This is a genomic window from Haloferula helveola, from assembly GCF_037076345.1.
Classification (GTDB): Bacteria; Verrucomicrobiota; Verrucomicrobiia; order Verrucomicrobiales; family Akkermansiaceae; genus Haloferula; species Haloferula helveola.
Genome location: NZ_AP024702.1, coordinates 4,685,185 through 4,703,639 on the forward strand (window position 1 = coordinate 4,685,185; position 18,455 = coordinate 4,703,639).

The window sequence follows — 18,455 nt, forward strand, 5'->3', positions numbered from 1 at the left end:
GTGAGCAGCGCGTCCCGGTGGGGCCCTTCCTGCGGATGGGTTGGCAGGAAGGCACGACACGACTGAAACGGTGAGGGTATCATGAGGCCGGGTTCCGTCCATCATGTGTTTACGTGACCCCCTGAGGCGCAGCGCGCTCTTTCCCCGTTCCGAAGAGCGCTGTTAAATGAGTTTCACCGCCACCCCATGGGCGCCAAGATTATGAAAACCCTGATCCCGTCTGTTGTGGCTACGGTCCTGACCGTTGCCGTGGTTCACGCCGAATTGCCTTCGCTTGAGGAAGATGGCCTGCAAGGCACCTTCTCGACCTTCGACAACCGCGAAATGCGCTTCCAGTTGTTTGTCGACGGCGGGGGAGTGATCTACCCGCTGTTCAAGGACAAGCAGGTGTTTCCGTATGTGAAGATCCCTCTGTCGATCACCCTTGCCGAGGTTCTTCCGAACGGCGTGATCGAGGAGCACGCGATCGATCCGGCGAGCCTTGAGACGGATGACAAGCCGACGAGCAACATGAAGACGACCACCATACGCGGGAAGTTCGAAGGAGGTGGCGCGTTCGAGGCGGCTTTTGAGGAAAAACGTGGTGCGCTTCTCGTCAGCTCGAAACTCACGGACGATGCAGGGTTGGCCGGCAAGGAACTGCGCCTCCAGGTGACGGCGGAGATCCTGAACTTCTACGGTCGCGAGTTGCAGAAGCTCGGTGGCGACATGAAGGCCTTCGAGGCATTGGCGAAGAAGTCGTCTCTCGCGGTGCTCGGTAAGGACCGGAAGAAGTCCGAGTTCGACTTTACGCAAATCATTCCCGGAGTCCTCACGAGTACGTCGGAAGCGTTCTCACAAGAAGCAGAGGTCGAGCTGGATGTGATCGAGCGGAGTTTCAAATTCGCTGCCGACGGAAAGTCGGGTTTGAAAATCGACCCGCGACGCAAGGAGCAGGCTCTCCACTACGGTTGCTTCATCCGATGGAGTCCTGACGATGCGAAGAATCCGGCGGGATCCGTTTTCACGATCGAAGTCGACTGATCTTCAGTCGCCGGTCGGGAAGATTCCGAGGCGGTGCGCGACGTTGACCGCCGAGGGGGCGTTGCGGACCTTCAGTTTCTCGTAGATGTGTCGTACGTGCGAGTCGACCGTCGGGTAGCTGATGCCCAAGCGGTCGCTGATTTCCTTTTTCACCAGGCCCTCGCCGAGCAGTGTGAGGATTTGCAGTTCGCGTTCCGAAAGCTGGGTCTCCGGTTCGGCTTTTGGCAACCGGTCCTTCAGGGATTTCAGAAGGAACGAGGCCACTCTCGGATCGAGCGAGGCGCCGCCATCGAGGACCGTCCGGATGCCTTCGCGGATCTGGGTCACGGTCGAGGACTTCAGCAGGTAGCCGGAGGCGCCGTCGGCGATCGCCTTGAGGACATCGGCCTCGCGGTCGGATTGCGTGAGAACGATGATCTTCGCCGCAGGCAGGAGCTCGACGAATGTCGGGAGCGCCTCGAGCCCGCTCAGTCCGGGAAGGCGCAGGTCAAGTAGCAGGACATCGGGCTGAGGCTCCGAAGTCGGATCACGCAGACTCCGCAGGGCGATCTCGGCGGTTCCGAACTCGCGGATGCCACCGATGTCCTCGTCACGCGCCAGTGCCAGCCGAATTACCTCCCGGTATTCGGGGTTGTCTTCCACCAGCATCACACGGATTGATCGGGCCATCAGCGGAAGCCTAGGCGGCGGGTCTTGAGATTCAAGAACAGGCAGGTGCCTCCGGCTTCAGGCTGTTCGATACTCAGCTCCGCGCCCATCAACTGCGCTCTGCGTCGGAGCGATGCCGGTGGTGCGCCGTCGAGCCCCTTTCCGTTGTCGGTGATACGCAGCGAGACCTTTCCCGGGACACTCTCAAGAACGGTTTCCACCGTGGTTGCGCCAGAGTGGCGGATCACGTTGACCAGTGCCTCCTTGTGAAACAGGTAGAGGTCCATCCGCTTGCGACGCGTCAGTTGATGGAGGTGCTCCTGACCCCGGACGCTGAGCGAGTTCTCGAGATCGGCCAGAATTCGGTCCGAATCGCGGCTAAGGTCTTCGACAAGGTCCTCACAGACGCCCTTGGCGGCGAGCATGTTCGCACAGTTCCTCGCCGCGGAGCCGGTGCGCTCGGTCAGGGACCGGATCCGGTCGACGATATCGAGCAAGTCGTCCTTTGAGTCCACGGAGTCCTTCGCCAAGTCACCCAGCAGGCCGATCGCGTGCAGGTTGGCGCCGAGTTCGTCATGGAGGTTGGCGGAGATACGTTCGCGGATCCGTCGTTCGAGGCGCACCGCCTTGAACTTCGAGTAGAGAGCCACGCCGACGACCGCGATCGCGAGAAGGCCCGTCAGGCCGATCATCAGGGTCAGTTGCTTGCGGATCTGGAGGTTCTTCCTGGCGATGGCCGTGGCGACGGCCGGGCGCTTGGCCTCGAGTTCATGGCGCCGTGCCAGCTCGTTCAGCCACTGGCGAAGGGGGAGGATGGTGCCGTAGAGATTGTGCCCGTCCGTCACCGAGGAGATCCGGCGGGAGGATGGCGCTTCCGGAAAGGAAGTGGTGGGGATGGCGTTTAGGGCCCGGTTGACTCCCTGATCAAGGATCTCGATTTCCGCGAAGCCGAGTCGCGCCGCCAGCCTCCCGGCTTCCGAGGAAACGAACGGGTCGATCGCGGTGAGTCGCCAGTATCTCGCGGTTGTCGTCGGGAATGACCACTCCATGATCGGCCCGATCCGGTAGAGCGATCCGAGTTCGGCGATAGTCACAGGAAGGGGATCCGAGAAGTCCTCATGATCCGATGCCTCGATCCGGACGGAGCCGGGAAGCCCGAAGTCGCCGGAGAATGCCTGCGGCACCGTATCCGTCTGATCAACGGCATGCAGGCGGATCCCCGTCGCCTCAACCGGTGCTCCGAGATCAAGCGTCATGCTCGGCTCGTCGCCGAGAGTCGTCGGGCTGACGTAAGCCAGGCTGGCGACGCCGCGTCCGGAATTCATCAGGTAAGGGAGAATGCCGTCGACCAGGCAGTCCCGATTCCAAGCGAGCAAATCGGTGCTGTTGGAAGATGAGCGGACCTCGCGGTGGAGCGCGACATTCTCCTCACCGCTGAAGATCAGCACTTCGGCGAGTTGGAGGATGTGCTGGTTGTCGAACGCCCGGGTGCCGAGTCGATCGACTTCGATCCGAACCCGGGATCCCTTGGTGCCGCCGGCCGGGAGAATGAGTGGAGCCACCCTCGGCAGCAGGTGCGAAGTGTCCGGGATGTCGGCGACAAGCGTGTTGTCCGCCGGGCCGTCTGATCCGACGATGACCCTCAGGGCTTGGGGGAACCCGTCGGACACGAATCCGGATCGCATGCTTCGCCAGAGGGTGGGAACGAGGGTGATCTCATCGATCTCCACCTCACGGCCCAAGTCGATCTCGATCCACTCCGGATGGTCGGCGTCCAAGTAGTTGATCGAGCGGTATCCTATCGCGCCGATGCCGCTGTTGAGTGTGGCGTGGGAAAGCTCCTGAAGCTCGAGGTCGATGGCCCGCTGGCGGTCGTGCAGTTCGCGGAGCGAATGGTCTCCGCCGCCGGTGCCGGACCCTTTGCCGCAGCCGGCCAGCAGGGCGCTGAAGATCAGCAGGCAGGCGTACCCAACGAAACGGAACTCGCGGTTCAGCGGAAAGCTTTCCCGTGGGTGGGAGTCCGTTGGTTTCCGTTTCAACTGCTTCGTCATTCGCGCCTCCTTGCGAACCTAGGCCTGTTGTCGGGGCTTGCGCAAACCTTCGGATGGTGCGTCGGGAGTCTCCGTGTCCGGAAACGGTAGCCTGAGCCACGGTCCGGCTTCACGGATTCAAGGGTGGCAATGCCTTCTGCTGAAAATCGGGGCCACGGGTATGGAGTGCCGCTTGGTAGGCGCTTGCGAGCCCCCGCCCATCCCACGAAGGACCGGCGGTATCCTGGCCATAGAGCTCACGCATCAAATCGTTCATCGCAACCGAGAGGTCTTCGTTTCTCTCACCATCCGGCAGCGCCCTACGTGCCTCGGGCCAGAGTTCGGCCGCTTCGCGAGCATTGCCGCGGCGGCAGGCGGACAGGAATGCCCGGGCGGCCCGGCGGTGGGGCGGATCGACGGTGTCTCGCAACCTGATCGCAGCGATCGCGATCCGTTTTCGGAAGGCGAATCCGATGACAATCACAAGTCCCGCAAGAGCCCATGGGAGATACCGAACGGGAGATGACGGTGTTGGTGGTGGAGGAGGTGCCGTGGCGGTGAAGGAGATGGACGGGAGGGTCTTCGATTCAAGCGTCTCGGTCTTCGGGTTCCACCAGTCGTAACGGATCTCGGGCAGGGTGTGCAGGCCCGGCTCTTGCACCAGATAGGTAATCGTCTCGCGTCGCTCGCCGCGGAACTCGCCACGCTCGGTTCGGTCCCTTACCTCGGGTTCGCCGGAGTAGACCCGGATGCCGGCGGGTGCGGCAACCGGCGCCGGAGCAAGTGCGATGCCGGTGAGTTGGGTGGCCCGTTGGGTGATGGTGCGTTTGAAGACTCCTCCCACCGACGTGGGGCCCGGTTCGGGATCCCAGGTTTCCTCGACCGACAGTGACTCGGTGGTCACGAGAAGGCCCAGGGAGTCACTTTTTGGGGGACGCCGGATATTCAGAGTCGCAGGCTCGGTGGTGAGGGTCTCTTCGAAGTCCGGGCCGGTGTATCCCTTCTTGTGGGCGAACCGCACGGTGATCGGGGGCAGCCGCAGCTCACCGTCGCTCTGGGAGAACACGGCGAACTCGTGACGCTGGGTGAAGTATTCGGTGTTGCCCTCCGTCAATGACCCGATGATCGGATTGCCGACCCGCAGGACGAAGGTGCCCGGGAGTTGGGGGATATCGAAGCTGGCGGCTCCGCTGAAAGTCCCGTCAGCCCGCAACTCGATGAAGAAAGGCAGGCGCTGGCCGGTCCACGCTTCGGGATTCGGAACGTCAAGCCTCGCCGACGCTTCCGCACCGGCTGCGTCGGACAGAAGCAATGCGACGGCGCAGAGGGGTTTCAGTACGCGCAGTGGCTTGCTGAAGACGGCAGTCATGGCCCGACCTCCTCTTCGAATCGGATCTGGTAGGCGAACTTCGCCTTCAGGAAATCGGCCGGTTCGGTTTGAACACGCCGGAGCCACATCGCCTGCATCGATGCCGAGTCGGTTGCCTGTTCTCCGGCGACGCTGGTGTCCTCGCCGCCGCTCTTCTTCTTGTCGAAGACGATCTCGTCGGCGCCGATCTGCTGATCGCCCATCTCGCCGCCCTCCTGCTGCATCCTCTCCGCACGGGCGAGGGCGATATTGCGGTTGTCGCGTGCCTCCTGCCAGCCCGGGACACGCGCGAGGGCACGGTCGTAGCTCGCCATGGCGTCATCGTATTGGCCCAGAAAGATCAGGCAGTTGCCGCGGTTGTAGTGTGCCTCGGCGGTGTCGAGACGCGCAAAGGCCGCCTGTGCCGATTTGAATTCCCCTGCGCGGTAGTACGCCGCGCCTTTCCACATCGGGTCTTCGAAGTTCTCGGCGGCGGCATCGAATCTTCCGCCATCGAAAGCGCGCTGGCCCTGCTGGTCGGCGGTCAACCAGAAGCCGGAACTGAGCACGAATACCGCGGCGATTTTCATGACTGCATCTCCGGTTTGGCTTCCTTCCGGAAGGGGCTGAGTGCGAGGACGCATAGGAGCGGAACGAGCAGGTAGCCGCCGTCCTGCCATCTGGTGCCGCCATCGGCGGTGACTGCGACGGGTGTCCGCGCGGCGCGGGCAACGATGCGGTCGATGTCCGAGTCGTCGGCCGCCATTGCGATAACATCGGAGTTGAGGCTGTCCGCCACTTGTCCGAGCCCGTCCGTCGACACGCCTGCTCCGGTGATTGCGAGGATTTGAACGTATGGCTTGCCGGCTGAGCCGTAAGACTCGCTGAGGCGATCCGTCGCAGCTGTGGATGCATCGGTGATGACCAGCAGCGTGCCACCCGTGGCGTTCATGAGCGGCATGGCCCGATCGATCGCAAGATCCAGTCGGTCGCCCTGCACCGGCATGATTTCCGGGGTGATCTCTGCGGCCGTCATCGCGACGGCTTCGGTATCCTTGGTGGGAGGTAGCACGAGATGGGCGCTTCCGGCGTACGCGATCAATCCGAGGGGCTGCGACTCTCTGGCGGCGGCAAGATCACGGATCTTCAGATGCGCCCTTTCCATTCGCGTGGGCAGGGGATCGGCGGTGTCCATACTCACATCCGCCTTCAAGAGGATGATCAGCGGTGTGGCGTCTTCGGTGAAAGGGCTGGGCTCCGGTTTCCACGAGGGGCCGGAGAGGGCGACCACCGCCAGGAGCCATGCGACAAGCACGGGCCAACGGTGGGAACGTTTCGAGCTTCCGTGGTCGACGAGGGCCTCCAGCAATTCGGGCTCGAGTTGATTCCGCCATCCGGCCAACGGGTCCGATCTGCGCTGCCACACCCACCAGATGAGCACCGCCACCGGCGCGAGCAGGAGCGCGGCGGGTCGGAGGAAATGGAAGGTGTCGGGCATGGGGGCGGGGAGTTGCTGCAGAAGCTGGCGAAGGGCGCGAAGTTATCGGATGGTGTGGATGCTTTTGAGAAAGGCCTTCGATGTTTTGGGGGAATGGATCGGTTAGCTGAGTTCGAGTTCGCCGGTCACGGGATGGACCCGAAGAGGGCGTCGTTCGGTTTCCGGGAGAGCGCGAAGGCTCCGGATCGAGATGCGTGATGCGAATGAAACGAGTAGCGCGGCGAGGATGAGCCAGTGGAATACATCGCGGCGCGGCCGATGGCTGAGGGTCTTGATCTCGCGGGTTTCGATACGGTCGAGCTCATCATAGATGCCTGCGAGTTCCTCCCGGTCGGCGGCGAAGAACGATTGCCCTTCGGTCGTGCGCGCGACGTCGTCGAGCGCCTGCTGGTCGAGCTTGTCCTCACCCACGGTCGTCGGGTCACCGATCGCGACGGTGTGGATCCGGATGTCCCGGTCGCTGGCCACGCGGGCGGCTTCGACGGGTGGGACCTGGCTCTTGGTGTCATTGCCGTCGGTCAGCGCGATGATCGTCTTTGCCGGGACCTCGCTTTCCTCAAACAGACGAATTCCGAGACCGATGGCGTCGCCGAATGCGGTGCGCGGGCCGGCCATCCCGACGGCGGTTTCGTCGAGGAGACGATGTGAAAGTGAGAGATCGGTGGAGAAGGGAGCTTGCAGGAAGGGAGAGTCACCGAAGACGACCAGTCCGACCCGGTCGCCCTCGCGGTGTTCGAGGAAGTCTCCGAGGATTTCCTTCACCGCATCCAGCCGACTGACGGTCTCTCCTTCCGCATTGGTGAAGTCCTCCTGGTCCATGGAGCCGGAGAGATCGACGAGCAGCAGCAGATCGCGTGTCGGGGTCTGCTTCTCGATCGGATCTTCGATCCACTGGGGGCGTGCAAGGGCGACAAGTGAGAGGCACCAAATCGCGATCGGGGCAAGGTGCGCGATCCAATTGCTTCCGCCCGGTGAACTCAGCGGGCTTCTGGCGATGGCGCGTTGCAGACGTGCCCCGAAAGGAACCCGCAGGGATCGAGCTTGGGCGGCAAGGGGTGGAGCGAGCCAGCGCACGAGGAGGGGGATCGGCGCCAGCAGCAGGAGCAGTGGGTAAGCGAAACTCAGCATGGCCGGCGGTGGTTGCGGATCCACGAGTCGGCGAAGGCCGCGAGGTCTTCCGGGGGTGCTTCACTGCCGGAGGCATCGTAGACGCTCCCCGTCAGTGCTTTGCCCGCGGCTGCCGGGATTTCGATACTCGCTTGATCTCCGAGCCAACTGATCCACGCGTCGCCATCGAGGCCGGCGACGGTTTCCCGCGGAGCGATGGCGAGAGCGGTCCGCCGGAGGATGCGGGCGATGTCGTGACAGGAGGAGGCATTCGACAATTCCGCGAGGGCGGCCCTGCGGTAGGCGTTTGCTTTCCGGTGTTTCAGTTGGCGTCTGGTGAGCAGGCTGAGCGCGGCGAGTACCACCACCGCGAGCACGATCCATCCGGGAGCCGGAGGCCACCACGGCACGGCGTCGGGAAGGACGATGTCGTGGAGTTTGTCGAGACTGCCCGGATCCTCAGCCATGGTGTCCGAGAAGTTCGTGGATCTGATCAATGACCGGTGTCGCGGTGGAGACCGGGAAGAGCGGGATCCGCAGATCGCGGAAGAGTTTCTGCCAGTAGGCGACCGCCTCACCGAACTCCGCTCGGAATGCCTTGCGGAAGGCGGAGCCAGCGGGAATCTCCCAGTGGTTGCCGCGGTCGGTGGCCTTCATTCCGGGGGCGCCGGCGAGCTGGCCGCCGAGCGGATCATAAACGGCGACGACCATGACGTCGTTGTGCATGCCGAGGCGGGTCACCCGCTCTGAGGTTTCCTCGTCGGCACCGTCGAGGTCCGTGATGAGGATCACGAGGTGATCGTGTTTGGCGCGCGCAAGGGCTAGGTCGAGAGCCTTGTTGAGAGTGATTTCACCCGACGGTGGTTGAGCTTCGGCAAGGCGCTGGTTGAAACGTGTGATCTCGTGCAACAGCCGAAGTGCCTGGGTGGGTCCCCGGTTCGGGGCGATGGTGATCGCCTCGGCCTCGTTGAAGACGATGCCTCCGACACGGTCGCCAACATCGAGGGTCCGCCATGCGGCGAGCGCGGCAAGTTCCGCGGCGGCCACCGACTTCATCGCCCGCCGACTGCCGAAGAACATCGGGGAACGTTGGTCGACCACCAGCAGGACGGGTCGCTCGCGTTCCTCAGCAAAGACCCGGACGTGAGGAGAACGGAGTCGGGCGGTGGCGCGCCAATCGATCGTCCGGATGTCGTCGCCGGCGTGGTAGTGGCGGAGTTCTTCGAAGGCGAGGCCCCGCCCGCGCAGGCGCGACTGGTGTCGGCCGGCAAGCAGCGATCCGACCGGCTGCTTCGGCAGGAACGAGAAGCCCCGCGCCTCCGCCTTGAGAAGGAGGAGATGGTCGAGGTCGATGCTGACGAGGGCCGGCATGGAGGTAGAGGTCTACAGAAGTTCGCGAAGGTCGCTAAGTGATATGCTGGTCAGCGCCGTGGAGAATCATACGGCTGACCCCGTCTACAAGACGCAGGGAGTGAAAGTTGATGAGGAGGCCGACCGGTGCGTCGACCAGCTTCATGTAACTCAGCAACTGAGCCTTGTGAATCGGTGCGACCTTCTCCACGGCCTTCAGTTCGAGGATCAGGCTGTCCTCAATCAAGAGATCGAGGCGCAAGGCTTCTTCGAAGACGAGATCTTTGTATTCGACCCTGACTTGCACCTGCTGTCGCACCTCGATTCCCCTCAGTTTGAGCTCATGCATCAGGCAGCGCTCGTAGATCGACTCGATGAGCCCAGGGCCTTTGTGCTTGTGCACTTCAATCGCCGCACCGATCGCGATGCGACTCAGTTCGTCGGCTCGTTGGAATCTCGGATGCATACCTACTGTATCTTGTTCCTTCGTGCCCTTTGCGGCCTTTTGTAGAAATTCAAACTGCCACGACCTTCTCCAGCAACGCATCGACGACCTCCGTTCGTGTCTTTCCCGCGGCCTCGGCCTGATAGGAGAGGTGGATCCGGTGCGCGAGGCAGGCGGGAGCGACGGCGCGGATGTTTTCGGGAGAAACGAAGTCCTGCCCGTGCAGCCAGGCATGGGCGCGGGAGGCGGCGTCGAGGGCGATGGTGCCGCGCGGACTTGCTCCGAGGCGGATCCACTTCGCCAGGTCGTCACCGAAGCGTTCCGGGTGACGGGTGGCCGTGATCAGGTCGACGATGTACTGCTCGGCAGCATCAGCGACATGGACCGCGTTGACTTCCTTCCGAGCGTCGAAAATCAGCTGCTGGGGCACGGGTGGTGGCGGTTCGGCCGCGGTGCCCGCCTTTTCCCCACGGACCAGACGAAGGATCGCGGCCTCGTTGGCCGGATCGGGATAGGGGACGTGGACATACAGAAGGAAGCGGTCCATTTGCGCTTCCGGCAATGGATAGGTGCCCTCCTGTTCGATCGGGTTCTGAGTCGCCAGCACGAGGAACAGGTCCGGGAGGCGGTGGGTCTTTCCTGCGACCGTGACCTGCCGCTCCTCCATCGCTTCCAGCAGCGCGGCCTGCACCTTCGCTGGCGCGCGGTTGATCTCATCGCCAAGAACGAGATTCCCGAAGATCGGGCCGGGCTGGAAATCGAAGGTTCCGGTTTGCTCCCGGTAGATGTCGGATCCGGTGACGTCGGACGGCAGAAGGTCAGGCGTGAACTGGACGCGGCTGAAGTCGCTTTCGATCAGCCTGGAGAGCGTCTTGATCGAGCGGGTCTTCGCGACACCCGGGAGGCCTTCCATCAGCAGGTGGCCATTGGCGAGCAGGGCGACTAGGATTCGTTCTACGACGGTCTGCTGCCCGATCACCGAGGCGTTCATCGAGTCGGAGATGCGGAGAATGGCTTCGCGTGGAGTCATCGGATTGCGTTTCTACAAAAGGTTGCGAAGGACGCAAAGTGGGAAGCGGGTCTTCATCGTCGTCATCGTTCTCCTACTCGTTCTCGCCCTCGACGACTGCGACAGGAATCGAGGATGAGGGACGAGTAGGAGGACGAGTACGATTTTGGGAGAGGGTGTCAGGGGGCTGCCGGATACACCCGGTTCCAGTCGTCCTTCATGCTGACGATGGTCCAGCCGCGATCTGGGCCCTCCTTCAGGCCCCGATCCAGTCTGCCGACGTGGCTCTCACGATCATAGGCCCACTCCCGTTCGGCATCGGTGTGATGAACCAGCAGCCCGAAACGAGCGCCTTCCCCCGACGTTGTCCACTCGAGCATCTGGAAGTCGCCATCGGAATTGCCGGCGGCGAAGATCGGGCGGCGCCCGATGTGCTGGTGGATGCCGACCGGCTTGCCTTCCTTGTCGTCGATGAAGTCGAGTTCAGGCAGCTTCACGATCACCGGTTTGCCATCCCGGACTTCGTAGCCCGCCTTGATGCTGGATCCCACGACCTGCTGCGGTGGGATGCCATATACGTCTTCCGCGAAGACCCGGAGGAAATCGATTCCTCCACCGGAGACAATGAAGGTCTTGAATTCGTTCGCGCGGAGATAGGCGAGCAGTTCGAGCATCGGCTGAAACACCATCTCGGTGTAGGGGCGTTTCGTCTTGGGATGGCGTGCGGTCGCGAGCCACTTGCCAACCGTCGCGCGGAATTCCTCATCCGTCAGCCCGGCGTGGGTCGCCATGGCCATCTTCAGCAAGGCTTCCTCGCCGCCCTCCAGTGCCTTCTCCACTTCGCCCTTCAGGACAGAGGCGAACGGTTCCTCCTCTTTCCATTCCGGGTGCCGGGGAGCGAGTTCCTTGATCCGGTCGAAGATGTAGAAGGCTTGGAAATAGATCGGTTGCTCCGACCAGAGACAACCGTCGTTGTCGAAAGTCGCGATCCGCGCAGCCGGGTCGACATAGTCGGCGGATCCGGGAGTCGTGACGTTCTCAACGAACGAAACGATTGCCTTCTTGGTTTCCGTCTCTTGCCAGGACGGGAGGGGGTCGGCCACGGCGGACAGAACGGATGCGAGGGCGAGTGGGAAAAGGAGTTTCATGGTATGAGGACGGGAAAACCGCGCCCGGACGGGTCCGGGCGCGGTGGGTTGCGATGCGTCCCGAGGGCTTCGCTGCCCCCGGAGAGTGTTAGTGGCTGGCTCCTTCCTGGAGTTTCTCAAGCACCTGATCGAGGCCGAAGGTGCCGGCCTTCTGGCGGGGCGGGTACTCCTGATAGGTGGCGAGGTGCTGGCTGACGAATGCCTGTGCGGGCACAAGGACATACGCGCGTTCCAGTCGCCATTTCGGATATCCGATCGCCTCGTGGTCCGCCCGCTCGAACGGATCGGTGCGCAGGCAGAAGAGCTTCGGCAGCCGAAGTGTCACGAGCGGTTCCTGCCAGACGTCGAAGCCGTGGCCGCGTTGCTCCATGAAGACGACTTTCCAGCGGTCGTAGCGGAGGTTCGCGAGGCTGCCGTCGTCGGTCCAGTAGAAGAACTCCTTCCGCGGCGCATCCTCGGTCTCACCCTTGAGGTAGGGGATCAGGTTGTAGCCATCGAGGTGAACCTTGTAGTCCCGGCCCATCGCGCTGTGGCCCTTGAGCAGTTTCTCCTTCACGTCCGGTTCACCGGCGGCGGCGAGTAGGGTGGGGAGCATGTCCTCGTGGGAGAAGACGTCGTTGTAGACGCTTCCCGGCTTGATGACACCGGGCCAGCGGATCACGCAAGGCACACGGTATCCACCCTCCCAGTTCGAGTTCTTCTCGTTGCGGAAGGGCGTCGTGCCGCCGTCCGGCCACGAGAAACACTCGGCGCCGTTGTCGGTCGAGTACATCACGATGGTGTTCTCGGCGAGACCGAGGGCGTCGAGTTTGTCGAGGATCTGGCCGATGTGGTTGTCGTGCTCGACCATGCCGTCGGCATAGACGCCGAGACCGGTCTTGCCCGCGGACTGCTCCTTGAGGTGGGTCCAGATGTGCATCCGGGTCGAGTTCCACCAGAGGAAGAACGGTTTGTCGGCATTCTTGGCGCGCTCCATGAAGTCGAGGGCTCCGGCGGTGACTTCGTCATCGACCGTTTCCATCCGCTTTTTGGTGAGCGGGCCGGTGTCCTCGATCTTGCCGTCGGAACTCGACTTGATCACGCCGCGCGGTCCGAACTTCTTCTTGAACTCCGGGTTCTTCGGGTAGTCCTCGTTCTCGGGCTCCTCTTCCGCATTGAGGTGGTAGAGGTTGCCGAGGAACTCGTCGAAGCCGTGGTTGGTCGGCAGCATCTCGTCCAGGTCGCCGAGGTGGTTCTTGCCATACTGTGCGGTCATGTAGCCGTGGTTCTTCAGAAGGCCGGCGATGGTCGGATCCTTGATCGAGATCCCTTCCTTCGCGCCCGGCAGACCGACCTTGAGCAGGCCGGTCCGGAACGGACTCTGGCCGGTGATGAAGGCGGCGCGGCCGGCGGTGCAGGACTGCTGACCGTACCAGTCGGTGAAGAGTGCTCCTTCATCGGCAAGGCGGTCGATGTTCGGCGTCTTGTAGCCCATCATGCCACGGTTGTAGCAACTCGGGTTGTTCCAGCCGATGTCGTCACCCCAGATGATGAGGATGTTGGGCTTTTTGTCCTGGGCGAATGCGGTGGTGGCGAAAGCGATGCCGGCAGTCAGCATCAGGAGCCACGGGTGTCTTGTTGGTTTCATGTTGTTACGGGTTGGTGTTGGGAAAATCAGTCGTTGCCTGCCCCGGCGACCCGGGGATAGAGAACTCCGGCTAGCGCCGCGCCGACGACCGGGGCCAGCCAGAACAGCCAGAGCTGCTGGATGGCCCATCCGCCGACGAATACGGCGGGTCCCGTACTGCGGGCGGGGTTGACGGAGAGGTTGGTGACGGGGATGCCGATCAGGTGGATCAGAGTGAGTCCGAAGCCGATGGCGATCGGTGCAAATCCGGCAGGTGCGCGCTTGTCGGTGGCGCCGAGGATGATCATCAGGAAAAAGAAGGTCAGGACGATCTCGGCGACGAGGCAGGCGATCATCGAGTAGTCGCCCGGCGAGCCTCCGACCTCGAGCGCTCCGTAGCCGTTGGCGGCGAAACCGTCGGAGAACTTGAAGTCTTCCTGACCGCTTGCGATCACGCCGAGAACTCCTGCGCCTGCGACTCCACCCAGGATCTGAGCGACGATGTAGGGGCCGACTTCGTTCCACGGGTGCCGACCGCCGACCGCGAGGCCGACTGAAACCGCGGGGTTGAGGTGGCATCCGGACACGTGACCGATGGCATAGGCCATCGTGAGCACCGTAAGACCGAAGGCGAAGGATACGCCGATGAGGCCGATCCCGATGTTGATCGGTGTCTGGGCCTCGATCGCGAAGAAGGCCGATGCCAGGACCGCGCTGCCGCAGCCGCCGAACACGAGCCAGAACGTGCCGAAAAACTCGGCGAGGAGCTTGTTGATGAGTTTCATGGAGAGCAATGCGTGGTTCGCAGAGCCCGTTTCCACGTTTCCTGCGCATCTAGCAGACAACAGGAAACGGCCTTTTTGGGCAAGTCCGGGATTGTTGCGGAATGGTTGACTTTTCGGTGTCGCTTTCCGGGTTGGCGAACTTGGAGGAAGTGCGTTAGATCGGAAGACCATGAAAGCACTCGCAGCCCTTGCACTGTTGTCGGTTCTCCCGGGATTCGCCGCCGAGGAGATGGATATGGAAGCCCGGCGGGAGTCGGTGAAAACCCTCAAGACCCACATCGAAATGCGTCAGGAGCGGCTCGACGAAGTGGTGTCGGAATTACGGGAGCGGGTCGGCGAAACCGACAAGAAGGTGGGAAAGGTGGTCGAGGTTCTTTCCGGTCTTAAGGACTCGCAGGATTCCAAGCGCCGGATTTCCCAGATCAAGAGTGAGGCGATCGGCGGGTTGAAGGGGATGATCGAAACCTACGACCGCGAGCGCCGGAAGCTCCTCGAGCGGTTGCGGACCGGAGCGGGTCCGGCGACGGAGGGGCTGAAGAAGGATCTCGAGAAGTTCGATGCGCTGATCCAGAAGCGTGCCGACGATGTCGTGAAGCTGGCGAAGTCGATGCCGGCCGGCGAGGATGTCGCGAAGTACGAGAGCGACGGTGGCTACTACTTCAACGGGGTCCACTACGAGAACAGCCGTATCAGCGAAGAGTGGAGGCAGAACCGTCGTGACAAGGTGCAGTCGGGCAAGGAGCGCCGCGAACTTCAGCAGGCCCTCGAGCGTGCGATCGAGGATCTCGAACGGCGTCGCGACACGGTGAAGGCATTCCTGAAGGACCGGAAGTTCACTCCGGCGGAGAGGGAATTGCGCGAACAGGAGTTGGCCCGGGTGGAGGGCTTGCTCGAGGCACGCAAGGCGCAGTTGGTCGAAGTCGCGACACCGGCCGATGCTCCGGAAAAGACCGCGGATCAGGAGCAGGCGCAGGACCTTGAGCACCTGCTCCGGGATGCGAAGCAGGACATCGCCTCGGATCTCTCACGCACCTTGCGCCTTTATCATGAGGCAGCCGACGAGCGCGATAAGATCGCAGGGCTCGAGGAGAACCTCGCGGCGCGCGAGAAGTGGCTCGAGGAGAACGACAAGGCTGGCGAGTGATGCGTAGCCGGGGCGCTCCGGCGACATATCCGCCGAAGCGCTTCAGAAACTCAGCTTGAGCCGGAGTCCACCGATTAGGCGGACTCCGGGACCGCCGTTCAGGCCTTCGCCGACGAGCAGTTGGAGGTCGGGTGAGACGGTGAAATTGCGTCGTGGCTGCCAGCGGTAGAAGGTTTCGAGGATTCCCTGTATGGGCTGCCCGCCGGATGAACCTCGGCCCACGCTTGCGGCCACGCCGAACAGGTCGTCGCCATTGACGGGAAACACGACTCCTCCGGCTACCAGGTAGTCCAAAGCCGCTGCTCCGCCGTCGGACCACGCACCGCGGATGAAGTAGCGGGTGCCCGCGCTGTCGAGTTGCTGCTCGTAGGTGAAGGAAACGCCCTGGCCTTCCGGGCGGTTCGCATCGTTCACCGCGTCGCTGTGCCACACGAGCATCTGGAGCCGCCGGGGAAGTTCATTCGAATCCTTGAAGTCGTAGGCGAACTGCAGCGCGTGGAAGAGGTCGTCCGACCCGAGTTGAAGGTTCACCTGGTCGCCGGTTTGCGTGCCTTGGACCGTGGTTGATCCGAGGCCGACGCTGAAGCCGTTGTCGAAGGTCTTGAGCGCGGTGAATCCCGCACCGAAGCGGGGGAAAGCCACTGCCGGGTTGGAGGCGAATCCCTGGTTGAGGAAGAACGACTTCGAACTCGCGAGTTGATGGCTGCCGAACTGCGAGTCGATCGAGAGCTGGCCGTAGCGCAGCTCGAGGCCGGCCTCATCAAAGTGGTGGCGGAGGAAGAAGTCGGGCACCTCGAACCCGCTGTTGCTGAAGCCGTCGACCAGTCCCCACGCGGCTCCGAGATCCGGGCCTAATTCCGACGCCGCGCGCCCCCCGTAGGCATGGCGGTCGCGCATGCGGAACCGGATCTCGGTCGGGTTGTCGACCCAGTAGCCGGTCGGCGTCCAGACGCCCTGCAAAGTGAAGTCACCGGATGCTCCGGTGGGGAAGCCATTGCCGAGTGCCGCACCCAGGAGCACGCTGTGATACGACGCGCTCCAGTTCAGTTGGCTCTTCTCCTGAAACCGTGTCCGCGCCCGGTCCCAATCGTCGAAAAGGGGATAAAGCCAGTCGCCCGACCCGCGTTGTTCCGCCTCGAGCTCTCGGGCAATGTCCTGTGGCGGACCGTCCTCCGCGAGGACGAGTGCGGGCACGGTCAGCGCTTGTGCGATGAGGATCCGGAGCCAGGTGGACATCGCGGACGATGTTCCTATTTCGGGAACAGGAACACCACTCCGAACCGCAGACCCCACTCAGGACCCTGGGTCGGCTTCTCGACGTAGTAGCGCGCACCGCCGAAGACCTGGATCGGTTGGTCGCCGAGCGTGAGAAGCTGGCTGACGACGAAGTTCACCGGGACCGTCCATTGGTGGTTCTGCCAATCGTAGGTGGACTCGACGTTGAGCGTCAGGGTTGTTTTGGTCGGCGTGATGTAGCTGACGAAGGGCTGGAGGAAGGTCGCGTTGACTCCGCCGCGCGAACCGTCACCGGCGAAGTCCCAGATGTGGTTGGCGAGCGCCCCGTAGGTCCAAGGTCCGCTCTGCTTCAGCACCACACCGGTCGGACCCGCCCCCCACTTCTCGGCACCGAGGGAGGAGTCGGTGGCGGTCGGAAAAAGGAATGCCGGGCCGATGCCCCAGATCGGATCACTTTCCGCCGGTGAGACGAAGAATGACTGAACGACGTCTCCGAGCCCGAACTCGTCACCGACACCGCCGAACTGCGTGCCCTCGACATCGACGACCGGCAGAATGGTCCGCGAGATCAGGTTCCAGTCCTCGTTGAGGGTGATCGGGATGACCGGCTGGATGTTCAACGTGAAACGCTGGCCGTCCGCCGGTCCGTTGCCGAAGTCGATGTTGCCTTGGAACGGCACGCTGATCAGCGAGCTAACCGGATTGGCGAGCTGCTTGGCGAGGTCGGGTTCGTTGGCCAGCCCGACGGTGGTCAGGCACGCGGTGATGAGCAGACAGGTCTTCATGGGCTGAACGGTTTCACCAGATTCTTCAGAAAATCACCCGCGTGCGCAAGCCTCCGAAGATCGCGTCGTCGTTGTTCGCGAGGACGGGGCGCACCCATTGGATGTCGGCTCCGACACGGAACCACGGGAAGATCTCGGCATCGTAGAAGATCTCGACACCGTATTCGTCCTGCACCCGGGCGATCGGCCGCACGGTCTTCTTCAGGTCGCTGCTGACGCCGTTCCAGAAAAACCCGACTCCGAAGTTGTCGTTCGGGCGCGAGCCGTTGACGCCGTTCGCAGCGAGACCGAGCACGGCGCTGGTCTCGAAGGGGTTCGGGTTGCCGTCGGAGACGGCGAGGATCCCGAAGATGCCCCAGCCCTTCTTCGGATCGGACGAGTCCTGGCAGAGGAATTGCTCGAAGGTGTAGGTCAGCTGCCACGAATCGCCCTGGCGGGTCGGGATGATGCCCGGACCGGTCGGCGGGCGCAGGTAGTCGTTGGCATCGAGTGAGAAGGCATCGATGGTCGAGTAGCTGCCGGAAATCGTGTGGGTTCCGTCAAGACCGCCGATCTTGGTGTAGAAGGTGTAGTCGGCGAGGAAAGTCATCTCGTCGTCATCGAGACCATCGAAGCCGGAACCCGTGAGCGGCGAGCGCGAGTCGAGCACGCCGATGTTGAACAGCGGCTTGCCTTCGTCGAGCACGCTGAGGATCGCGCCGAGCGTGGAGATGGGGATGGTCCGGCCGGCGATGGGCGGAGCCACGAACGAGGTGTTCATGAAGCCTTCCACACCGCGGCCGCCGAGAAAGATTCGGTCGGCAAGGTCAATCGTGTTGAACTTGCCGACCGAGAGCAGCACCGATTCGCTGAAAGCCTGGGTGAGGACGACGTTGGTGAAGGCGAAGACGTCGTCGGAGTCGCGAGGAGAAATCAGTGCCGCGTTCACCGGGGTAAGTGCGCCGGCCTGCGCCGAGGCGTCGCCGTAGCGGTACTCGCCGTGGACGTTGAGGAAGAGTCCCGGCCACAAGCCCGCCTTCTGGCCGTCCATGGCGAAGAACAGGTCCAGTTTGCCGCCGAACTCGAGTTGCTCGGGACCGGAGCCGTCGAGGTCGCCATGGTAGAAGTTGGTGGCCTCCAGCCGCAGGTCCATGCCGTGCGAGCCGAGGGTATTGCGGACGCCGAACAGATCGCCGGCGAGACGTTCGCGTTCCCAGATCGACGTCTCGGCGTCGGACTGGGCGAAGCAGGCGCCGGTGAGGGCGGTGATGCAAAGGACGGTTTCAGTTTTCATGGTTGGTCGGGGTTTGGATA

At 62.9% G+C, this 18,455-nt stretch carries 18 protein-coding genes; 2 read left to right on the forward strand and 16 right to left on the reverse strand.

From position 1 onward, the window contains the following. The first annotated feature begins 201 nt into the window (after positions 1-201). Positions 202-1,023 carry a hypothetical protein gene (locus HAHE_RS17690; RefSeq protein ID WP_338686307.1) on the forward strand — a complete coding sequence of 274 codons (822 nt, stop codon included), beginning with the start codon at positions 202-204 and terminating at the stop codon, positions 1,021-1,023. Positions 1,024-1,026: 3 nt separating this feature from the next. Here the strand turns inward: HAHE_RS17690 and HAHE_RS17695 are convergent, their stop codons facing one another. The 13 genes from HAHE_RS17695 to aqpZ all read right to left on the reverse strand — a co-directional run bounded on the left by HAHE_RS17695 (position 1,027) and on the right by aqpZ (position 13,997). Beyond that, positions 1,027-1,692, reverse strand: coding sequence for a response regulator transcription factor (locus tag HAHE_RS17695; protein WP_338686308.1), 666 nt, complete (start codon positions 1,690-1,692; stop codon positions 1,027-1,029). After that, a complete protein-coding gene (locus HAHE_RS17700; RefSeq protein ID WP_338686309.1) occupies positions 1,692-3,710 on the reverse strand; it encodes an ATP-binding protein in 2,019 nt (672 codons plus the stop codon). Before HAHE_RS17700 ends, HAHE_RS17695 begins: the two co-directional genes overlap by 1 nt. 121 nt (positions 3,711-3,831) lie before the next feature. Then, on the reverse strand, positions 3,832-5,070 hold the full coding sequence (locus HAHE_RS17705) for a hypothetical protein (protein ID WP_338686311.1): 1,239 nt from the start codon (positions 5,068-5,070) through the stop codon (positions 3,832-3,834). After that, on the reverse strand, positions 5,067-5,639 hold the full coding sequence (locus tag HAHE_RS17710; protein WP_338686313.1) for a tetratricopeptide repeat protein: 573 nt from the start codon (positions 5,637-5,639) through the stop codon (positions 5,067-5,069). The genes HAHE_RS17705 and HAHE_RS17710 overlap by 4 nt, the downstream gene beginning before the upstream one ends. Then, positions 5,636-6,547, reverse strand: a complete 912-nt coding sequence (locus tag HAHE_RS17715; protein ID WP_338686314.1) for a VWA domain-containing protein — start codon at positions 6,545-6,547, stop codon at positions 5,636-5,638. The genes HAHE_RS17710 and HAHE_RS17715 overlap by 4 nt, the downstream gene beginning before the upstream one ends. A gap of 102 nt (positions 6,548-6,649) precedes the next feature. Beyond that, positions 6,650-7,675, reverse strand: a complete 1,026-nt coding sequence (locus HAHE_RS17720; RefSeq protein WP_338686315.1) for a VWA domain-containing protein — start codon at positions 7,673-7,675, stop codon at positions 6,650-6,652. Continuing rightward, on the reverse strand, positions 7,669-8,121 hold the full coding sequence (locus HAHE_RS17725; protein WP_338686316.1) for a DUF4381 domain-containing protein: 453 nt from the start codon (positions 8,119-8,121) through the stop codon (positions 7,669-7,671). Before HAHE_RS17725 ends, HAHE_RS17720 begins: the two co-directional genes overlap by 7 nt. Next, positions 8,114-9,025, reverse strand: a complete 912-nt coding sequence (locus HAHE_RS17730) for a DUF58 domain-containing protein (RefSeq protein ID WP_338686317.1) — start codon at positions 9,023-9,025, stop codon at positions 8,114-8,116. Before HAHE_RS17730 ends, HAHE_RS17725 begins: the two co-directional genes overlap by 8 nt. Before the next feature lie 34 nt (positions 9,026-9,059). Next, positions 9,060-9,470, reverse strand: a complete 411-nt coding sequence (locus HAHE_RS17735; protein WP_338686319.1) for a GxxExxY protein — start codon at positions 9,468-9,470, stop codon at positions 9,060-9,062. Between the two features lie 49 nt (positions 9,471-9,519). Continuing rightward, positions 9,520-10,479: a MoxR family ATPase gene (locus HAHE_RS17740; RefSeq protein ID WP_338686320.1), complete on the reverse strand. Its 960-nt coding sequence runs from the start codon at positions 10,477-10,479 to the stop codon at positions 9,520-9,522. 158 nt (positions 10,480-10,637) lie between these two features. After that, the gene (locus HAHE_RS17745) at positions 10,638-11,606 is read right to left on the reverse strand and encodes an HAD family hydrolase (RefSeq protein WP_338686321.1); all 969 of its coding nucleotides are present in this window, start codon (positions 11,604-11,606) and stop codon (positions 10,638-10,640) included. Between the two features lie 88 nt (positions 11,607-11,694). Further along, positions 11,695-13,203: an arylsulfatase gene (locus HAHE_RS17750; protein WP_343218219.1), complete on the reverse strand. Its 1,509-nt coding sequence runs from the start codon at positions 13,201-13,203 to the stop codon at positions 11,695-11,697. A gap of 56 nt (positions 13,204-13,259) precedes the next feature. After that, positions 13,260-13,997, reverse strand: coding sequence for an aquaporin Z (aqpZ, locus tag HAHE_RS17755; RefSeq protein ID WP_338686323.1), 738 nt, complete (start codon positions 13,995-13,997; stop codon positions 13,260-13,262). A 169-nt stretch (positions 13,998-14,166) separates the two neighbouring features. On the opposite strand from aqpZ, the gene HAHE_RS17760 reads away from it, so the two are divergent. Next, on the forward strand, positions 14,167-15,141 hold the full coding sequence (locus tag HAHE_RS17760; protein ID WP_338686324.1) for a hypothetical protein: 975 nt from the start codon (positions 14,167-14,169) through the stop codon (positions 15,139-15,141). 42 nt (positions 15,142-15,183) lie between these two features. Here the strand turns inward: HAHE_RS17760 and HAHE_RS17765 are convergent, their stop codons facing one another. The 3 genes from HAHE_RS17765 to HAHE_RS17775 are packed head-to-tail and all read right to left on the reverse strand — an operon-like array spanning position 15,184 to position 18,435. After that, positions 15,184-16,377: a carbohydrate porin gene (locus HAHE_RS17765; protein ID WP_338686325.1), complete on the reverse strand. Its 1,194-nt coding sequence runs from the start codon at positions 16,375-16,377 to the stop codon at positions 15,184-15,186. Between the two features lie 14 nt (positions 16,378-16,391). Continuing rightward, entirely contained in the window at positions 16,392-17,162 is a 771-nt protein-coding gene (locus tag HAHE_RS17770) for a hypothetical protein (RefSeq protein WP_338686326.1), read from the reverse strand. Between the two features lie 25 nt (positions 17,163-17,187). Beyond that, the gene (locus HAHE_RS17775; RefSeq protein ID WP_338686327.1) at positions 17,188-18,435 is read right to left on the reverse strand and encodes a carbohydrate porin; all 1,248 of its coding nucleotides are present in this window, start codon (positions 18,433-18,435) and stop codon (positions 17,188-17,190) included. Positions 18,436-18,455 lie beyond the last annotated feature (20 nt).